Origin of the sequence: Moorena sp. SIO3E8 (genome assembly GCF_010692445.1) — a bacterium.
Taxonomy (GTDB): Bacteria; Cyanobacteriota; Cyanobacteriia; order Cyanobacteriales; family Coleofasciculaceae; genus Moorena; species Moorena bouillonii.
In genome coordinates this window covers 77075-96911 of sequence record NZ_JAAHHM010000023.1, presented here as the reverse complement: position 1 = coordinate 96911, position 19837 = coordinate 77075, and the positions used below count along the sequence as shown (strand labels likewise).

13 protein-coding genes and 1 other RNA gene are annotated in these 19837 nt (G+C 43.1%); 8 read left to right on the top strand and 6 right to left on the bottom strand.

All coding sequences use genetic code 11. From position 1 onward, the window contains the following. Positions 1-473: 473 nt before the first annotated feature. From F6K46_RS12945 to ffs, 5 genes are all read left to right on the top strand, one after another. Complete coding sequence (locus tag F6K46_RS12945) at positions 474-1937, top strand: transposase (RefSeq protein WP_293052941.1); 1464 nt, start codon at positions 474-476, stop codon at positions 1935-1937. A gap of 106 nt (positions 1938-2043) precedes the next feature. After that, positions 2044-2289, top strand: a complete 246-nt coding sequence (locus F6K46_RS12940; protein WP_293052938.1) for a hypothetical protein — start codon at positions 2044-2046, stop codon at positions 2287-2289. A 755-nt stretch (positions 2290-3044) separates the two neighbouring features. Continuing rightward, positions 3045-4904: a biosynthetic-type acetolactate synthase large subunit gene (gene ilvB, locus F6K46_RS12935; protein WP_293052935.1), complete on the top strand. Its 1860-nt coding sequence runs from the start codon at positions 3045-3047 to the stop codon at positions 4902-4904. Between the two features lie 654 nt (positions 4905-5558). Then, positions 5559-6011, top strand: a complete 453-nt coding sequence (locus F6K46_RS12930; RefSeq protein ID WP_293052932.1) for a hypothetical protein — start codon at positions 5559-5561, stop codon at positions 6009-6011. Between the two features lie 56 nt (positions 6012-6067). Next, an RNA gene (gene ffs, locus F6K46_RS12925) (signal recognition particle sRNA small type) lies at positions 6068-6164 on the top strand. A 253-nt stretch (positions 6165-6417) separates the two neighbouring features. Here the strand turns inward: ffs and F6K46_RS12920 are convergent. From F6K46_RS12920 to F6K46_RS12910, 3 genes are all read right to left on the bottom strand, one after another. Next, positions 6418-7092 (bottom strand): hypothetical protein, encoded by a 675-nt coding sequence (locus F6K46_RS12920; RefSeq protein ID WP_293052928.1) that lies wholly within the window; start codon positions 7090-7092, stop codon positions 6418-6420. Positions 7093-7362: 270 nt separating this feature from the next. Further along, a complete protein-coding gene (locus tag F6K46_RS12915) occupies positions 7363-7725 on the bottom strand; it encodes a hypothetical protein (RefSeq protein ID WP_293052926.1) in 363 nt (120 codons plus the stop codon). 273 nt (positions 7726-7998) lie between these two features. Further along, a complete protein-coding gene (locus F6K46_RS12910; protein ID WP_293052923.1) occupies positions 7999-9477 on the bottom strand; it encodes a serine/threonine-protein kinase in 1479 nt (492 codons plus the stop codon). 503 nt (positions 9478-9980) lie between these two features. Here F6K46_RS12910 and F6K46_RS12905 point away from each other — a divergent pair. Further along, positions 9981-10856 carry a shikimate dehydrogenase gene (locus tag F6K46_RS12905; RefSeq protein WP_293053101.1) on the top strand — a complete coding sequence of 292 codons (876 nt, stop codon included), beginning with the start codon at positions 9981-9983 and terminating at the stop codon, positions 10854-10856. Here F6K46_RS12905 and F6K46_RS12900 read toward each other — a convergent pair whose 3' ends face one another. Further along, entirely contained in the window at positions 10857-12533 is a 1677-nt protein-coding gene (locus F6K46_RS12900) for a class I SAM-dependent methyltransferase (RefSeq protein WP_293052920.1), read from the bottom strand. Positions 12534-12831: 298 nt separating this feature from the next. Next, positions 12832-17385: a filamentous hemagglutinin N-terminal domain-containing protein gene (locus F6K46_RS12895; protein ID WP_293052917.1), complete on the bottom strand. Its 4554-nt coding sequence runs from the start codon at positions 17383-17385 to the stop codon at positions 12832-12834. Between the two features lie 251 nt (positions 17386-17636). Here F6K46_RS12895 and aroC point away from each other — a divergent pair, with 251 nt between their 5' ends. Further along, positions 17637-18731, top strand: a complete 1095-nt coding sequence (gene aroC, locus F6K46_RS12890; RefSeq protein WP_293052914.1) for a chorismate synthase — start codon at positions 17637-17639, stop codon at positions 18729-18731. Positions 18732-18738: 7 nt separating this feature from the next. Continuing rightward, the gene (locus tag F6K46_RS12885; protein WP_293052910.1) at positions 18739-19590 is read left to right on the top strand and encodes an MBL fold metallo-hydrolase; all 852 of its coding nucleotides are present in this window, start codon (positions 18739-18741) and stop codon (positions 19588-19590) included. Here the strand turns inward: F6K46_RS12885 and F6K46_RS12880 are convergent. Continuing rightward, positions 19583-19831 (bottom strand): hypothetical protein, encoded by a 249-nt coding sequence (locus tag F6K46_RS12880; RefSeq protein WP_293052907.1) that lies wholly within the window; start codon positions 19829-19831, stop codon positions 19583-19585. The genes F6K46_RS12885 and F6K46_RS12880 overlap by 8 nt on opposite strands. Positions 19832-19837 lie beyond the last annotated feature (6 nt).

Genomic DNA, 19837 nt, shown 5'->3' with positions numbered 1-19837 from the left:
CTAGCTTGGAGTGTTTAGCATTATCCCAATGCTTCGCTCCTATTTTTTTATAATTTAATTTTTTATAATTTAATTAGCGCTAAAATCGACAACAACCAATGGTAAATATTAAAGTCGAATCTCATCTATCCTACCAAAACATCCTGAAACGTGAGAGCCCTGTGTCTAATGACCGGGGGTGAAACGGAGAGACGGGGTTTACCCCCTTAAAGTGTTCCTTTAGTCTTTATTCATTTCAGATATAATCATATTTTATACGAACTCCCCAACGCTGGTATCTGGATCCTTAGCTGATAATTGAAGCCACTTCCACGCAGCCCCGGTCAGCCAAAATGTAGGTTTTTTTTAAGTTCATTATGATGTACGGGAAACCCCCGCATTCTTTTCTTAGTTTTTCGTTTATTTTTTGTTGACATATCTATAATCGGCGTCTATACTAGATATATTCTAAAAAAAGATTGAGTAGGCAACAAGTGTACAAGACTGTCCCAGTTAAAGCTAACTTTTCAGATGAAGAGGAAGTATTCTGGGAATTTCAGTGTCAACAAGCAAATAATCTGTTTAATTCTGCTGTTTACTACTCAAGACAAAAGCATTATGACTGGTTAAGACAGCAACCAGAAGCTTATACAACATATTGGAGAGATGATTTACTGCGACAAGGCTGGAAAACTTATAAATGCAGTATCAAGTATGCTGAACTTTGCAGGGAGTTAAAGGAAAGTCCTAACTATAAGGCAATGGCCGCTCAGTCAGCACAACAGACTCTCAAGACAGTGGCTGAGTCAATCACAAGCTATAACCAATTGGTGGGTTTGTACTACAAGGGTCAAGTTGATAAACCAAGACTTCTTAGGTACAGAAAGAAAGGTGGTCTAGCCGCTGTTACTTTTCCAAGACAAGCTCTTAATTACAAGAATGGATTATTTTATCCGTCAATAAGTAAAGAGAGTAAACCTGAGTTGCTCACTGAAATCACTTTGGAGGCTCCCGAGTTTATAGATCCAGACTGGGTAAAAGAAGTAACAATTCGGCCATGTTATGGACAGCTATGGATTGACTGGGTTATTGAGGATGGTAAGCAGCCAGTCAAAAACAATCCCAACCTAGATTACTCTCAGGCTTGGAGTTTCGATCATGGTGGAACTAATTGGTTGACCGGAGTTTCAACTAAAGGTAAAAGCCTGATAATTGATGGTCGCAAGCTCAAGTCCATGAACCAGGGATACGCCAGGTTAGTATCAAAGCACAAAACAGGAAAGCCTGATTTTTACTGGGATACAAACCTTGATAGAGTTCAACGGAAGCGTAATAATCAAATGCGGGATAGCATCAATAAAGCAGCTAGATTTATTATTAATCGCTGTCTTACTGATGGAATCGGCAATATAGTAATTGGTTGGAATGAAAGACAGAAAAATGGCTCAATAATGGGGAAACGGGGTAACCAAAACTTTGTGGTTATACCCACAAAAAGATTAATCAACAGACTCGAACAACTATGCCCTGAGTACGGCATAAAATTAACGGTAACAGAGGAATCTTATACTAGCAAAGCGTCTTTCTTGGATGAGGATTCATTACCTAAACACGGTGAAAAACCCAGTGGATGGAAACCTTCCGGCAAAAGAGTAAGGCGTGGTTTGTACAAGTCTTCTAAAGGATACCTGGTGAATGCTGATTGTAATGGTGCTGGAAACATTGCCAGGAAAGTAGCTGTACAGTTAGGTCTTGATCTAACCAAGGCAGGTAGGGGAGCTTTGACACTTCCACATCGATATGATATTTTTAATTCTCTTAAAAAATCATATCGAACAAGAAGCGTTCGCGTAGCGTCGGCGAAAGCCGATAGTGGCACGGGAAAACCGCTGCCACGTAGCAACATTGTAGAATCCCCCGTGCTTCAGCCGGGGGAGATGTCAAGAGCAGTTACTTAGAGCTGTTGAACAACTCAGTTTATCTGAACTCGAGAACGTTGGAGCATACATCATATCTCTCCAGGCACAACGCAAAGCCCCCAGTCTTTCTTCAGATCAGGCTAGGTTGCTAATTACTATTAATCAAGGTATACCAGCAAACATTCAAAACCGCTACGATGAACTGATTCAAAAACGAAGAATGGAGATGCTGACACCTGATCAGTATAGCGAACTTTTGGCTTTAAGTGATCAAGTGGAAACCATCGAAGCTAAACGTGTCGAAGCCATGGCAGAATTAGCTCGTTTGCGCCAAATATCCTTAAGCACCTTGATGACAGATTTGGATATTCATCTCCCTGGCAATGTCTGATAAATCAATATCAAAGGGAACAGGGAACAGGGAACAGGGAACAGGGAACAATTCTTATCACAATTTATTTAGGAGTGGTAAAGTATATTCTATTTTTTTTACTATAAAAAAAATTAACTAATGCAATAAACAAGAGGCAATAGTAAAGACAAACAATTTTGATTTTTTTTAGGTTTTTTTGTTTTTAATATGTCATTTTTCAACGAGGTTTACCTGAAACATATTAACATTAAAAAAAATATCGTAATTTATATAAATTAATTTTAAGTGTATTCAAATAATCAAATAGTATTACTATTCCCGATTCCCGATTCCCGATTCCCGATTCCCGATTCCCGATTCCCGATTCCCGATTCCCTCAAATATAAATTTGAAACTTGATGCCAGTTGGAATTATTTAGCACTAAAAAAAAATAATACGATAAATTATAAATTTTTCCTAAAGCATAACTAGTTAGAGTTACCACTGGCCTACAATCGTAGACTGATTTATCTATTTTATTCTTCTAGCTGATAAATAGACCCAGAGTGCTCAAAGGGAAAATCCTGCCAAGTTGTCTGGACACTTCCATATATTAAGAGTAAACTGAAACACAAAACCCATAGTGTAGTACAATTAACAGTTATTCTAAAATTCTGCTCAGCTATTATCAGCAATCTAACACCATTAACAGCATAGGTGTTCTTGACCTTGGCGAATTTAATTGGCCACAGGTCGCACCAAAGGACCTGATCTACCACTAGAGGTGATAAGCGTGCAATCCCAAGTAATCTCAACAACCCCAGCCTCATCAACTACCCCCACTCGCCGCACAGGAGCATTTGCTCTAATGGATAGTCTCCACCGTCACGGTGTGACCCATATCTTCGGCTATCCCGGTGGAGCAATTCTACCTATCTATGACGAACTATACCACTGGGAAGATGCTGGTAAAATACAGCACATCCTAGTCCGACACGAGCAAGGAGCATCCCACGCTGCTGATGGTTATGCCCGTGCTACTGGCAAAGTAGGTGTGTGTTTTGCCACATCTGGTCCGGGAGCCACTAACCTAGTTACCGGTATAGCTACCGCTCACATGGACTCAATTCCCCTAATCTGTGTAACCGGTCAAGTCGCTCGTCCTGCTATTGGTTCTGATGCGTTCCAGGAAACCGACATCTTTGGGATTACCTTGCCGGTTGTCAAACACTCTTATGTGGTGCGTAACCCTGCTGATATGGCGCAGATTGTTGCCGAAGCCTTCCATATCGCTAGCACCGGACGTCCTGGGCCAGTCCTGATTGACGTACCCAAAGACGTGGGTTTAGAGGAATGTGACTATGTACCGGTGGAAGCTAATCAACTCAAGTTGGTGGGCTATCGTCCAACACTAAAGGGCAATCCCCGCCAAATTAACCAAGCCCTAAATTTAATTCGGCAAGCACGACGACCCCTGCTTTACGTTGGTGGCGGAACCATTGCTGCTGGTGCCCATGATGAACTGCGCCAACTAGCAGAAATCTTCCAAATTCCGGTAACTACGACGTTGATGGGTAAGGGAGCATTTGATGAATCCCATCCCCTATCGGTAAAAATGCTGGGGATGCATGGTACCGCCTATGCTAACTTTGCGGTTAGTGAGTGTGACTTACTGATTGCTGTAGGGACACGGTTTGATGACCGGGTGACCGGGAAACTAGATCAGTTTGCCTGTCACGCTCAAGTGATTCACATCGACATTGATCCCGCTGAGGTTGGGAAAAACCGCTCTCCCCAAGTACCGATTGTAGGGGATGTGCGCCGGGTTTTGCAAGATATGTTGCGCCGTTACCAGGAAATGAATATCTCAGCAGAACCTAATCAAACCCAGGAGTGGCTAGCACGGATTAACCGTTGGCGTCAGGACTATCCCTTGCAGGTGCCTCAATATCCCGATAGTCTATCTCCCCAAGAAGTGATTGTAGAGGTAGGACGTCAAGCACCTAAAGCTTACTACACCACGGATGTCGGTCAACATCAGATGTGGGCAGCTCAATTTCTTAATAATGGACCGCGCCAGTGGATTTCTAGTGGGGGATTGGGAACCATGGGCTATGGCATGCCAGCAGCCATGGGAGTCCAGGTAGCATTCCGGGATCAGCAAGTGATTTGTATTGCCGGTGATGCCAGTATTCAGATGAATATCCAGGAACTGGGTACCCTCGCCCAATATGGCATCAATGTTAAGACCGTGATTATTAACAACGGTTGGCAGGGAATGGTACGTCAGTGGCAACAAGCTTTCTATGGGAAGCGTTATTCCTCTTCAAATATGGAAGTTGGGATGCCGGATTTTGTGCAACTGGCTCAGGCCTACGGGGTTAAGGGCATGATAGTTACTAGTCGGGATGAACTACAGGATGCGATCGCACAAATGCTAGCCTACGATGGTCCTGTCTTGTTAGATGTTCATGTAACCAAAGACGAGAATTGTTACCCAATGGTAGCTCCTGGTAAGAGTAATGCCCAAATGATCGGTTTACCAGAAAAACCATTACTCAAGAAAGCTACAGAGCTAATCTATTGCAGTAACTGTGGTGCCAAGAATGTAGCAAGTAACAATTTTTGTCCTGAGTGCGGCACCAAGCTTTAATAGTTGGCCTTGCTGATTAATGGCATGATTTCGGTAAATCGGTAATCGATAATGGATAATTTGTAATTTACTATCCATGTCTAATTTCTATCATTTTTTAGTTCAGCAAAGCTGATAATTTCTCATTTAACCTTACTTACTTCGCTCACCAGCGGAGTATTTTTTTTTGGAAGTATCGTAAGTTAAATAGTAATTATTCTTAGTTAGTTTTATCACTTATATACCGTTTGGTTCTGGGTTGTGAACACACCTATTGCAGGAAAAGGCTTGCATACAAGAGGCATACATACCAGAGCTGTAAGATATCCGGAGTTTTATTGTCCAATAAAAAAAGACCATACAGGTTTACATCTCAAATACAAAAGCTATAGGTGATAGCTGTTCGCTTAGCGTGCGCGTAGCACATAAGCTGATAGCTAATCCTAAATTACTTGCCAGATTGGTAATACTTGAGGAGTAATCATACATAAGTTATACATTCGTATACCTTATCCCATACATTAGTCTCCGATAATCAGAACATAAGCAACCTATTATCAATTACCAAACGGTAAGATTTATTGCTTTCAGGCATTGCCATTGCTAAGAAGTGATCTAACTAAAAATTACTCTTAAGTCAACATTAATTAATTCAAGCGCTTATTGCTATTGTATATGATTAATACTAAGATAGTTCGGAATGGCCTAGCTCTCCTAGCTAGTAGCTTACTATTCACCCCCACTGCTGGTTTGGCTAGCTCTCCTCGTCAGGGGCAAGTTGAAAATAAATTAATCGCAGCAGCACAGTATTTAAGAAACAGCGAGTATATGCCAACTCATCGACCAGTAGTAAATAGACTTTCCCGGAACCAAGTCGATGCATTTACCCTGGAGCTAGAAGCTGGTAAATCTTATACCTTAGTAAGTTTTTGTGATGATGCTTGTCTCGATATTGACCTAGGTCTGTATGATAACAATGGCCAAACCGTTGACTATGATACTGACTATGGTCAATATCCGATTGTTCAAGTTACTCCTCGCGGCAGTGGGAAATTTATGGTTAAAGTGGGTATGCCCCACTGTATAAGCTCTTCATGCTATTACGGGGTGGGGATATTCGCGAAATAGATCAAGACGATTGATCTTCTTTCCCATTTTGAAAAATTCATGCTATTATAATATGTGGTTCGGATCGACGCGATCGCAACGCCCAAACCTTGTCAGGACCGGAAGGTAGCAGCAATAAGGGATGCTTACGATAGGCGTGGACTCCGAGCCATTCTCGTAGCCACCACAAATATCGACAACACATAGCCACAAAACCATACACTTCGCTCCAGTTGTCGGTAAATTCAGGTTTTTTAGCTTCTGGTATCACAAGAATTGAGAGAAGTAGTGGGAGAAAACACTACTCGAAAGCGATGCATCCCTCTTTTATCTTGTGTTACCCCTTCCCTGTTCTCTGCTCCCTGCTCCGAAGTCCCTGCTCCCTGTGCCAAACTTTTGATCTAGCATAACCAGTACGGAATATCCTCTAATTATTCGAGATCACCTCGATAATTTCAGTATCTGAAATCATTTCCCCATTATGAACTAAATCCTGATGGTTGTTGGAATTTAAGCTAACCGTGATTTCATTTATACCAGGTTCAAGCTTGCCAATATAATACCAATTGCTATAAATCCTGGTAATTTTTTTGCCATTGATGTATAGATGGCCATGTCCTTCTCCTGGTTGATGGGCTTTGCTAGCATTCTTGGGAGAAAATTGGAAGTTAGAAACCTTTATTTCTAAATTCCATCCTGTCATCGGATCTGGAGACACCACTATGTCAACATCTGGAACAGGTTGACCAGAAGGGATTTCCATTGTGCCATGATGATGACCCATTCCTTCACCATGGTCACTACTGCTGCCGACCTTGTGATTATGGTGATTATGCTCCATCTCTTTACTATGGTGATTACCGGTTTCGGTTTTATGACTATGGAGCTGAGCATGGGTCTTTTCAGAATCATGATCTTCATGGCTAGCCATTCCACAACCACTACCTAGTAAGCTAATAGTTAGTAAACTGGCTGATGCTAATCTAAAAATAGTTCTAAGTGCTGACAATAGTGCTAAGTGCTGACGGGTAAGTAGGATTTCTTTGGGTCGGTAACTTAATAATATCTTGCTCATCCGATCGACAATTGTTGTTTCTACCATGGACTTTTAGAAATTGCCCATGGTATCCTAAATCAGGTCAGGTAAATTGTCAAAAGACAAGCTGTCAAACCTAGTAATTAGTTAGGTAAGCTAATAGCGTTCAGCGGTTAGCGGTGAGCAGTCAGCTTAAAATAAACCTCTTTCCGGAGAATTTAATATTGATAGATTAATTAGAAGTGAAAGTATGGATAAAAGTTCTTGGCCTATGGCCACGCTAGGGCAACAGCGCTAATAGCTGATCGCTGATCGCTGATCGCTATTAGCTTACCATTACCAACCCACTTCTTGAGCTACTCCATACAATTCTTCTAAATGTCGGCAAAATTCACTGTAGGTTCCAAGTTGCCGTGCGTCTAATCCAGTTAAATCTAAATTTTCTTCAGTACTTTTCTGTTGGAGGTCTACTCCTTCCTGTTTGTTCCGCATATTTAATCGATAAGCATTTTGGTCTGGATAAATTTCAAAAATTATCTCGATCGCGTCTTCATAGGTGTCTAAGGAAAGACTGAGATCGAAGGGCTTCCCAGGTAAAACCAAGCTTATGCTGTCATAGCCTGTTACTTCTTCTGTGTAAAAAACTTGGGATTCGGACATGGTGACAATGATTTGAGTCCAGGCAGGAAAGCTAGTCATGTTTCTTCTCCTTTAGATAGTGATGGTAGGTAGTAATAGCAATGCCCTTGGGCTTAACCTGGAACTAGTATCGAACCGACTGAACACACGGATGCACTGAACACACGAATGCTACAGTTGAGCAATAGGTGATTCACCACGGCACTAGGGAGGCTATCCCAATAAACAATACTAAGAGCTAATTCGTAAAGTAAATCTTAAGAAGTATGAAAGCCTTGCTATGATTGTCTTTTAGCTATTAAATAGTTCAATTGTTCTATGTTGACGCAAGCCTTATCCTACAAGGTTTAGTACGAGTTGACGAATCAGCTCTAAAAATAAAAATAGTAGGGTAACCATGATACCAGTAATGACGAAGGATGTGATTGCCCAACCCCGTTGATGGCGCTTAAAGGCTTTGATACTCTTCCAACGGCGACTTTTCCATGCCCACTCATTGCCTTTAATGCCCAGAATAATCCCCATCACTGGCCAAGCCAGAAATCCAGTCACTAACGATAGATCACTCCAGGCAATCAGTCCAATCCATACTTGATTGGTGACACACCACAAACCTGGTAAACAAAAGGCACCCCAGTTCCAGCCTTGAATCTCTGCTGGCACTGGAACAGATTCGTCAAACACTTGCTTGCAACCGGAATTATTAATGGGAGTTGGTGGCGGGTAGGATTTAGACTGGGGAGTTACAGCTACAGTACCCTTGATTTCTGTTTCTCTAACCTTAGAATCATCAGACTCATCAGTTTGAATCAGCTCTAGAACCTCTTGAGCAGATTGGAATCGCTCAGAGGGTTGGGATGCTAGCAAACGAGAGAGGATAGGATTAAACTCTGGAGAGAGGGTTAGTTCTTCTTCAGTTCGCCAGTTGAGGGTATAAGGGTCAACCAGTTCCTGGGGCTGTTTACCAGTCATCAGTACTAGCGCTGTTACTCCCAAAGCATACAGGTCACTATGGGGAGCAGCAATCCCTAAGCGTAGCTGTTCATCAGGGGCATAGCCAACTTTACCTAGGCAAGTCCCACCAGCGTAAATGGCAGAGTTTTGCCCACTGGTTACAGGAGTATTGACTTCTAGAGCAATTTGTTTGACACCACCCAAGTCAATTAATACTGGCACTCCATCGGAACCCCGACGGATAATATTGTCTGGAGCAATATCCCGGTGAATTATGCCTAATTGGTGTAGGTAGCTTAAGACCGGGAGCAATTGCCGAAACAGTTGGAGAATCTCGGTTTCGCTGAACCGTTCCCCTTTGCTTACTCGTTCTTCGAGTAAGGTTTGATAGGTTTTTCCTTCAATGTAGTCTTGGACGAGAAACAACCGTTTGCCATCCCGAAAAAATTCCCAGAATCTCGGAATTTGGGGGGATGAAAGCTTGTGCAGCATGGTTGCTTCCCGTTGAAATAGTTCTTCGGCTTTTTCTAGGGTATGGGTGCCCTGGTTTCTTGGAGTCAGCTCTTTTAGGGTTACTAGTTCATTAAAGCGTCCAGTGTCTTTGGCTAGGTAGGTTTTGCCAAATCCCCCTTGTCCTAAGGTACGTTGAATAATGTAGCGATCGCGTAATCGGCTTCCAGTCTCTAATCTATGGTCTAGATTAGTATTGTCCAGATTAGTATGGTCTAGATTAGTATTATTTAGATTAGTTTCTAGGGGACTGCTACTGGGAGGAGATAGAGAGGCACCACAACGAGAGCAAAAACTTGCCCGACTGGGATTGGTTTGCTCACATATCATACAAGTGATTGAATTCATGGCTCCACTCTTTTGAATACCAGTTGGGTTCATGCCGTTGCTGCCTAGTTAATTGGTATTATATTTGGCACTATAATTGGCTCGATATGATCTATTTTAGCCACCATGAGAAAAATGATAGTTCATTCAAATGCGCGGCTTGGAGTAAGTATTGTGGACGGTTGATGGTGAATTGTCAACAAATTGTTAACCGAAGGCAGCAATCATAATCAGAAATATTTAATAAGAAATATTAATGTCGCAATTATTAACTATTTCAGGCTTAAAATTAAAATTTATAGCACTACGCATTCAGGTGTTTGACATTGATACAAGCAGCAAAAGCTGTCGCAGTTAACTTTTAGGTGCGACCCGTGGCGAATTTAATTCTTAATGGGTTAAGCGCACCTTTGCCTCTTGCCTTCCCCTCCTGGGAGGGGTTAGGGGTGGGTTCCTCTTGCCTCTTGCCTCTTGCCTCTTGCCAATGCCATGGGCGTAGCGCTTTATGTGCTCGAAGTAGGGTGATGGTGCAAATAACAGGAACAACAAAGTTACTGGGTGTGATTGGTGATCCAGTGGAACATTCGTTATCACCACTGATGCATAACCGAGCGATCGCATCCTTGGATGTGGATTATGTCTACCTAGCTTTACCGGTAAAATCAGCAGATTTGAAAAATGCGATCGCTGGTTTTGAGGCGATTGGTCTAGTGGGCTTCAGTATCACTATTCCTCACAAACAGAGTATCATCCCCTTGTTATCGGAAATTTCAACAGTGGCTCAAGGGGTGGGAGCAGTGAATACTGTTTATCGCACCGATCAGGGTTGGATTGGTACGAATACCGATATCGAAGGATTTATCTCCCCGTTGAAACGGTATAACCGGGATTGGAGTCAAACTACTGTAGTCATTTTGGGGTGTGGTGGTGCCGCACGAGCTGTAGTAGTGGGTTGTGCTCAACTCGGTTGTACTGAGATTCATGTGCTTGGTCGCAATCAGGACAAGTTAGGTCAATTTAAGCAAAGCTGGATCAAGTCTGACCTTGCTATTACTATTCATACTCATCCTTGGGAACAACTACCGGAACTCCTGCCCCAAGCCAATTTGTTGGTTAATGCTACTCCAGTGGGCATGTATCCCAAGGTCGAGCAGTCTCCTGTGGATGAGCTAGCTATGGCCAGGTTGCCGGAAAATGCGATCACTTATGACTTGATATATACTCCTAATCCCACTCAGTTTTTACGACAAGCCCAGGAACAGGGCGCGATCGCCATTGATGGATTGGAAATGCTGGTGCAACAGGGAGCAGCAGCTTTCAAAATTTGGTTAGGACAAACTCCACCAGTGGATATTATGCGTCACGCTCTGCAGGAGAAATTGGGATTATTGAAAAGTTAGTTACTTTTTGCGAAAATGCAGAATTCCCCAACTGAGGTAACCGTTCTTGCCAGCATCAATCCAATGATTAAGACCTACTTTCATGGCGTCAATGTAATCCTTGCCACTATCGGCAACGGCTTGCTGATAATTGGCATCTACCGTTTCGAGGACTCGCCGATAATGGTTCACCAGTTGCGCCGTTAGATCAATCACCTGGATTTCTTCTAAACCTGTAACCTTAGCAGCCTTGCGATAGAACTCAATAGAACCAAGGGAGTCGAGGTGAATGCGGTCTAAAACCGGTTGCAGCAATCCTTCGGGACAGTCATCACTCTGCATGGGATCAGTGAAGATGAATTCACCTCCCGGTTTCATCACCCGCTGAACCTCTTTAATCAACTGAATCCGGTTACCACTGTGCAAAATTGCATCCTGAGACCACACCACATCAAACTGTTCATCCTCGTAGGGAATGTCTTCAAAACTACCCTCGATTACTTCAATCAAAGACCCAAGTCCCTGTTCTTGGTTCATTTGAGAATTCCGTTGATTCTGAACTTTGCTTACATTCAAACAAGTGACATGACAACCGAAGGTTTTAGCCAAATAACGGGCTGCTCCACCATAGCCCGAGCCAATATCGAGAACGGAGCTATTTTCATTCAAGTTCAGTAATGAGGCGACCCGTTCAACCGTGCGGCGACTGGCATCAAAAACAGGTTCATCTTCCCGTTCATAGATACCAACATGAATATCTTCTCCGCCCCAAACAGTGGCATAGAATTGATCAGCACTATCACTGTTGTAATAAGTTCGAGCGGTATCAACGGTTGTGGAATAGTTCACTTGGTTTTGTCCTTTCAACTTCTTTTTGTATTCTTTTTCGGCAACATGAACAAAGAAATCTTGTTCATCATTATGATAGCTTTCTTGGAAATACCCATAAGTTTTAATTCCTTGAAACCCTACTTCTTGCATTAAATTTATGGTGTAATCCTTCCGCAGGGGAAACATATTAAGATGGTAAACCGATTGATCGGGGAATTCATATTTAAATCTAGCTAAACCTTCATCCAAATATTCAGGTTCGGCTTTGACATCTTCACCACAATAGTAGTAAATATGTTTTGAATAAAAGCCATGATCTAAAATGCTGTCATAATTCCGTTGATCTAGAATTAAAATGCCATCATAGCGAAGTGCAGCATAGAATTCTGCCAAAGCTTTACGGCGATCGCCCTCACTAAACAGATGAGTAAAGGAATTTACTAGACAAATTACAGCATCAAATTTACTATGAATATCGCGATTTAACCACCGCCAATCCGCTTGCACTGTTCGCAGAATTAAACCATGACGACGGCCATTTTCAAATGCTTTGGCGAGCATTTGCTGACTCCCATCTGCACTCACCACTTCAAATCCTGCTTTTAACAGACGAATGGAGTGAAATCCAGTTCCTGTTGCTACATCTAGGACTTTTTTGACACCGTGTTGTTTTAATATATCGATGAAAAAACTACCTTCACTTTTGGCACGGGTTTCCCAGCTAATCAACTCGTCCCATTTTTCTACAAAGCTTTGGATGTATTCTGCTTGATATTGAGATGTTTGTCGAACAGCAGTTGGATTTTCGCCGTAATCCTGTTGCTCCTTGTCAACTATAGATGTTGAATTTTTGCGGTTATTTTTCATCTTGCTGTTCTGTGTAACTAAATTTTTGGATATTTTCAATCAAAAGCCCATTAAGCACTGATCGCAGAATTAATTACCTATTCGCAATCTCTGTAACCTTGACATTGTCAGGTTTTTTTTTAATCTGTAATTAATTTTGTGCACTTGCTTATTCCTTAATATTGATTGATCAAAAATCTTGAAGTTGACCAAATTATTAAATTTGCCATTGGAGGCCGGATGCTGACTGCGTGACACATCTGTGTGAAAACTAGGCTGATCAGATTCTACACTGTAATCACCTTACCCTAAAAACAGCTTAATTTAAATCCCGACAAGACAAATAGTGATACCAAGGCTTGGGTGGGCTAGTGGTATCGGTAGGGAAAGAGGTCAGAATGATCGTACCATCGGGACCTGTCATCCAGCCTTGAGCTTCCACAATTCGTTTTGGCTTAGAATTCTTTTCGGTCGATGGCGCTAAGGTCTGATTGTTATCAAGATTGTGATCAGTTTCACTGAGAGTTTGATCATCTAGAGTCACCCAATCAGCAATGATGGTTTGACCAATAATCGGGTCGAGGGGACTAGCCGGAATGCCACCGCGTCCAGTAACAATAAATTCACCGAGTTCATCGACTGAGATTTTCCCACTTCTCGGACAGCTAGCAACAATGAGTGATGATGGGTCAGTTAAATTAATTGGTAGTTGATCTAATCCCCGAGATGGGTCAATATTGCCCGTATTGATGGTCACTATTCCTTGTGGACCAGAGTCAGAACTAGCATCGATATCATTAGTGCCATTGCCTCGGATGGCTCTGCGCTCCTCAATCAGACGGACATCTTCCGCATCAATGGTGATCTCACCGCCTTGACCCTGGTCAGCTTTGGCAATGATATCGCTACCATTAGGACCAGTTGGGGGAAAGGCAATTAAGAGGTTGGTATCAATAGTAATGTTGCCACCTGTAGCTTCATCTAAAGCCTCTGCGGAGATTAGGCTTTCGTTAAGCATCACTATCCAGTCTGATACGTCTAGTGTGATATTCGCTCCTGATTCCCCAGTCTCGGGAATGCCAGCAGTTTTAGCTTCTAGTCTTCCGTTGTTAAGCAGCAGGGAATTAGCCGTAATGTCCAGATTTCCTGCTATCCCGTTGTCACTGGTTACGGTTATTATTCCTCCATCTTCAACTTTCAGGGAATCAGTATTGATGGTGATATCCCTGGCTTGACCACTTAACTCGCCGGAGCTGTCAGAGAGTAAACCACTGGAAATATTATTATTAGTGGGACTAACTCCAGAGATAGTAATCGAATTAGCATGGATGTTAATTTTCCCAGCATTGGCTCCACTCTCACCAATGTCAATTGGTGCGCCGAGGCTACGCTGACCGATCAGGTAGTGCTGGGCAACAGTTTCAGGAGATAGGGCTGTGTTGTAGACTGCTACTTCATCAATTACACCATTGAAGGATTGGTCACCAATGTTTGGCCAAGTCCCGATCAAGATACGGGGGTCTTCCCCATTAAAAAACCCTTGATTATTGCGATTAATTTCTCTGCCATTGACAAAAATAGTGTTAGTATCTGAATCTTTGTCGTAACTAGCTACAACATGATACCAAGTATCTACTTCAATGATGTTATCTGGTGTTTCCAAATCATTGGGAAAATCACCGAAAGCAACAGAAGCGTTCTCGTTCAATCTGAAATATAGACTTTCACTTTTGTCATTGTCACTCTTTATCCGTTTATGTATCCCGAAATAGGCTTGCCTTTCTCCAATTTCGTTTGGCTTTATCCAAGCTTCTACAGTAAAGGATTGATTCGAGATATCTAAATCTGAACCTGATTGAACAGTACCTATATCCACAGCAGTATCATTATTGCCATTAAATTCTCCTGCTGTACCGGATATCCCTGGAACACCCTGAGTTACACCCCCTTCATAGGTACCGTTGAAGCCATTGCCAGTAGCATTAAAAGCGGTTGAGCCACTAGTTTCATCAAGACTCCAGTAGACGATTGGGTTATCACCCAGCACTGCTTGGTTATAGGTTGTGTTAGGCTCCTGCAACACTTGCTCCACTACCTTGACTGGGTTAAATCCTTGGGTACGGGTTGCAATAGTGCTACCGTTGGTGAGGGATAGGGAGTCAGTCCAAATCTCAATCTTGCCACCATTACCACTACTTGTAGGCTCTACTTTACTCAAGATATTACTGTCATTGGTGAGAACAACTGAGTCAGCTTCTGTCACAGATATGTTTCCAGCATTTCCTGGGCCGGAAGTAGCAGCAGAAATCTCACCCCGGTCTCGGAGGGTGAGCTGATTTGTTGAGATAGTTATCGGTCCCGCATTACCTACCCCAGCAGTACTCGAATCCAATTTTGCCCTATTGGTGATGGAAATAGAGTTAGCCTCAATCTCAACTTTACCGCCATTTCCTATAGCACCTTGCTTTACCTCACTTAAAACACCGCTGGCTATCGTCTGATCTTTATTATTTACCCCATCAAAAACTATGTCCTCTGCTACTTTAATTGTTACGTTACCTGCGTTTCCTTTTCCGAATGTAGAGGCAACTATTCGAGCACCGTTAGTTAGATAAAGTGACCGAGTTTCAATATCGACATTTCCACCACCGTTCTTGCCATCATCAGCTTTACCACTTCGATTAACCCGAGTCAGGATAGAGTTTTGGCCTCCATCCAAGATTACTGAATCACTAGCGCGAATGTTGACACTGCCACCACTTCCCCGTCCGATTAGGTTGGACTGTAGGGAGGTATTGGTTACAGAAACTGACCTAGCCTGGATATTAATATCACCAGCAGTACCAGTACCTTGTCCCTCGACACTAGTGACGGCACCACGACCCCTAAAGGAAACTGTATCCCTCGCAAAAATATTGATATCGCCCGAGTCCCCCTTAGACTTTTTTAACCTACCTGTCCCCTGTAGATCTATGTCTCCAACTCTGGCTTGCAGTTGAGCGCCACCGTTAACAAATAAAGAACCTGTGGTAATGGAAATGCCACCGCTATTACCGGTAGCCCTTTCTCTGATAATGTTGAGTATGCCAGTGCGATTATTTACTCTCTCCTTTTCGCCTTCAGATTTACCTTTAAACCCTTCAAAGGTGACTGTGTCATCAGCAACAATGGTAATTTTCCCGGCATCTGCTTTACCAAAGGTACTGGTTTCGATCTGAGCACCGTCAGTGGCCAAGAGTGAGCCAGTATCGATAGTGATATCCCCACCTTTTTCTGTGCCGAAGGTGTTGCTAATAATGAAACTTCCGTCAAGGGATAGTTGATCATTGGTAAGCACAGTAATATCCCCTGCTTTACCAGAAGCGGAAGAGGCATCAATGCGTTCCCTGATGTCAATCCCGCCTCGATAATCAATCAAGACCTCGCCACCATTTCCTGAAAACCTCTGGTTAGTCTTATCTACAGTACCGTTATCGTTGGCTATGGTGCCGTCACCAGTTAGAAGTGAACTAATTTTAAGGGTTTCACTCACTAACGATGGGTTAGCTTGATACTGATTGGTTAACAATACCAGTCCATTGGGAGCATTAATCTCAATTTCGCCAATTTCGATATCCGCACTAGTCGCAGCCGTCCCAAGGTTAGATCCTAAGTTACTACTATCGGTATTTCCTGGCAAACCCCCCAGTAATGTCCAATCTATGCCAGCACGGATATCTAAAGTAGGTTGACTACTACCATCAATTACGAAAGATGTTCGAGCTTGATCCGACAAGGTGACATTAGCCAGACTAGCCAAGAAGGGATTGGAGTTATTAGGACTAATGGCATTATCTGTTGTATCGGTAGAGTTAATCTCGATGTCTCCAACGGTAACACTCCCTCCTGCCAAAATATGTAGTGACGCTCCGGTATAGTTTCCTAAACTGACATCCCCATTAGTCAGAATAATCGGATCATCGGTACTAACTAAATTTCCCGGTAACCCATCCAACTGCTCGATGCTGATATTTCCGCCAGCGGTATAGTGAGCATCCCCTGCTATGGGATTAGCAGAGCGCAACCGTAAATCAGCACCAGCGAATAAACCACTATCGGTATGGTTATGAGCTGCAATATCAATGGACTGATTACCCTGAATTAGCAGCAAGCCACCAGAGTACGCTCTAAACGGTTGCGCTACACTATCTCTAATCGTGACTGTATCTTCTCCGAACAGAGTCAAATTCTTACCAGCATCCAGTTGACCCTGTAAATCCAGATTGCCAGCGGCTAGAGTTAAATCTTGTCCTACTGCTAAATTCCCAGCATTTTTAATTGTGCTCCTGGGGTCATATTTGCCATACTGCAATCCTGGGGTGATATTAATCGTTAACAGTGGCGGTGCTTGTGGGGATGTGGCACTAAACTCTTGCCCATCACCAAACACCAAACTATTAGCAGTAGAGGCGAAAAACGAACCAGCGACATCTAAGCTGGCATTTGGTCCAAACACAATACCATTGGGATTGAGCAAAAACAGATTTGCTGCACCATCTACTCCCAAAGTCCCTTGAATATTCGATAGATTACTGCCGGTTACCCGTGTTAAAATCCTCTGAATTCCAGAGGGATTAGCAAAATAAACCCGTTGTAGTTCTCCTACATTAAAGTCAGCAAAACTATGGAACAAATTCTCCCCGCGAGTTGCTCCCCCTTCAATTAAATCCGCCAGCGCCCCCTTGACCTCTACATTAGGAGTTACCTTTGACGCTTCATTTCGCAAACTTCCATCGGGGATAATCTCAGCTAAAACTGGAGCAGAAAAACCCCAAGCCAAACATGTGGTTAGGCAAATTATCAATTCACAAGATGCACCCATAGCCATAAGCATCCTAACCAATCAAATCCTATTTATTTAAAATTATATACCATATATTACTTTAGGCTCATCAAAACACTTTCTACTTAACTAATCTTAATTAGTAAGTGAATGATTAAGTAAATGATTAGGTGAATGATTAGCTAAATAATGATTAGGGTAATTATTAGATTTGAAGGCAACAGGACTTAAGCCGCCAAGCCGTTTTATTAAGGAATAAGATAAGTAAGTACTACCATTAGAGCACTACTAGAGCACGAACTATGGGCAATACCTTTGGACATCTGTTTCGCATCACTACATTTGGAGAATCCCACGGGGGTGGGGTTGGGGTAGTCATTGATGGCTGTCCACCGCGATTGGAAATTTCTGCGGCAGAAATTCAGGTAGATTTAGACCGCAGGCGTCCGGGTCAGAGTAAGATTACTACTCCTCGTAAAGAAACTGATACTTGTGAAATTGTTTCAGGAGTATTTCAGGGCAAAACCCTAGGCACACCAATTATGATTATGGTGCGCAATAAAGACACTAGGCCCCAAGACTATAGCGAGATGCAAAAGACGTATCGGCCTTCCCATGCTGATGCTACCTATGATGCTAAGTATGGCATTCGGAACTGGCAGGGGGGAGGACGTTCTTCAGCCCGGGAAACCATCGGGCGAGTGGCAGCGGGTGCGATCGCAAAAAAAATTCTCCAGCAAGCTGCTGGTGTAGAAATCATTGGCTACGTCAAGCGTATCAAAACCTTAGAAGGTATCGTAGACTCCAACACCGTTACTCAAGACCAGGTAGAAAGTAATATTGTTCGTTGCCCTGATTCAGAATGTGCTGAACGGATGATTGAACTGATTGAAGAAACTGGACGTAGCGGTGATTCCGTTGGGGGTGTAGTAGAATGTGTGGCTCGCCATATACCCAAAGGCTTGGGAGAGCCAGTCTTTGATAAGCTAGAAGCGGATTTAGCCAAAGGGGTGATGTCCCTACCAGCTAGTAAAGGTTTCGAGATTGGCTCTGGCTTTGGGGGCACTCTACTTACCGGCAGTGAGCATAATGATGAATTTTACACAGACGAAACCGGTGCAGTGCGCACTGTTACAAATCGCTCCGGTGGCATTCAAGGTGGCATTAGTAATGGCGAGACTATTATTATTAGAGTAGCGTTTAAACCCACTGCTACCATCCGCAAAGAACAACGTACTGTCACCACTACTGGTGAAGAAACCATTCTAGCTGCTAAAGGACGTCACGACCCTTGTGTTTTACCCAGGGCCGTACCTATGGTAGAAGCAATGGTTGCTTTGGTATTGTGCGATCACCTGTTGCGTCATCAGGGTCAGTGCGGTACTTTGAAGCATTAACTTACCAATGAAGATAAGCACTTCCTCCGAGTTTTCGGTTAAATTTTGGGGAGTCCGAGGCAGTATACCTAGCCCTGGACAGGACACAATTCAATATGGCGGCAATACGTCTTGTGTAGAGATGCAAGTGGCTGGGTTACGCCTGATTTTCGATGGTGGTACTGGCTTGCGGTTGCTGGGAAAAAGCCTTAAGCAGCAGTTACCCATTGAAGCTTATTGGTTTTTTACTCACTACCACTGGGATCATATTCAAGGCGTGCCATTTTTCATTCCAGTCTTTGTGGAAGGGAACATTTTACATATTTATGGCGCAGCTCCCCCAGGGGAGTGCATGGAGAAACACTTCAAGGAGCGGGTGTTACACTTGAATGCTCCAGTTCCTACTAGGAGAGTAGAGGCAGAATTGAAGTTTTATGACTTAGAATTAGGTCACAATACTGTCGCCATAGATGATATTACCATAGAAACTGCTCCTTTGAATCATCCTAATGGTGCTATTGGCTATCGCGTAAGCTGGCAAGGGCATTCCGTGTGCTACTGCACCGATACAGAACATTTTACCGACCGCCTTGATCAAAATGTGGTGTATCTAGCCCGTGATGCTGATATGTTAATCTACGATGCTATGTATACCGATGAAGAATACCACAACCCCAAATCTCCCAAAGTAGGTTGGGGCCATTCCACCTGGCAGGAAGGGGTCAAGCTGGTAAAAGCTGCTGGTGTTAAGAAACTGGCTATCTTCCACCACGAACCGAATCACTGTGATGATTTTCTCGATAACCTAGCGGTGGAAGTCAAAGAAGTGTTTGATGGCGCGTTTATAGTCAAAGAAGGGATGAGTGTTACGGTCAAGTAATGGTGAAGGGTGTAGGTTGAAGGTTGAAGTGTTGAAGGTTGTTCGCGTAGCGTGGCCTATTGGCCAAGGGTGAAGGGTGAAGGTTGTTCGCGTAGCGTGGCCTATTGGCCAAGGGTGAAAGTTGTTCGCCTTTGGCCTTCGGTGAAGGGTAGGTTGTTTCGGTAGCGTGGCCGAAAAGCCAAGGTTGAGTGTTGATAATATGTTCATAGTCAACATTATTGATGATTAAACCTCTCCACACCTAAAT

Excerpts from the sequence above, each read along its gene's own strand:
- F6K46_RS12930 (WP_293052932.1), top strand. The coding sequence starts at position 5,559 with ATGATTAATACTAAGATAGTTCGGAATGGCCTAGCTCTCCTAGCTAGT.
- F6K46_RS12920 (WP_293052928.1), bottom strand. The coding sequence starts at position 7,092 with ATGGTAGAAACAACAATTGTCGATCGGATGAGCAAGATATTATTAAGT.
- F6K46_RS12915 (WP_293052926.1), bottom strand. The coding sequence starts at position 7,725 with ATGACTAGCTTTCCTGCCTGGACTCAAATCATTGTCACCATGTCCGAA.
- F6K46_RS12910 (WP_293052923.1), bottom strand. The coding sequence starts at position 9,477 with ATGAATTCAATCACTTGTATGATATGTGAGCAAACCAATCCCAGTCGG.
- F6K46_RS12905 (WP_293053101.1), top strand. The coding sequence starts at position 9,981 with ATGGTGCAAATAACAGGAACAACAAAGTTACTGGGTGTGATTGGTGAT.
- F6K46_RS12900 (WP_293052920.1), bottom strand. The coding sequence starts at position 12,533 with ATGAAAAATAACCGCAAAAATTCAACATCTATAGTTGACAAGGAGCAA.
- F6K46_RS12895 (WP_293052917.1), bottom strand. The coding sequence starts at position 17,385 with ATGCTTATGGCTATGGGTGCATCTTGTGAATTGATAATTTGCCTAACC.
- aroC (WP_293052914.1), top strand. The coding sequence starts at position 17,637 with ATGGGCAATACCTTTGGACATCTGTTTCGCATCACTACATTTGGAGAA.
- F6K46_RS12885 (WP_293052910.1), top strand. The coding sequence starts at position 18,739 with ATGAAGATAAGCACTTCCTCCGAGTTTTCGGTTAAATTTTGGGGAGTC.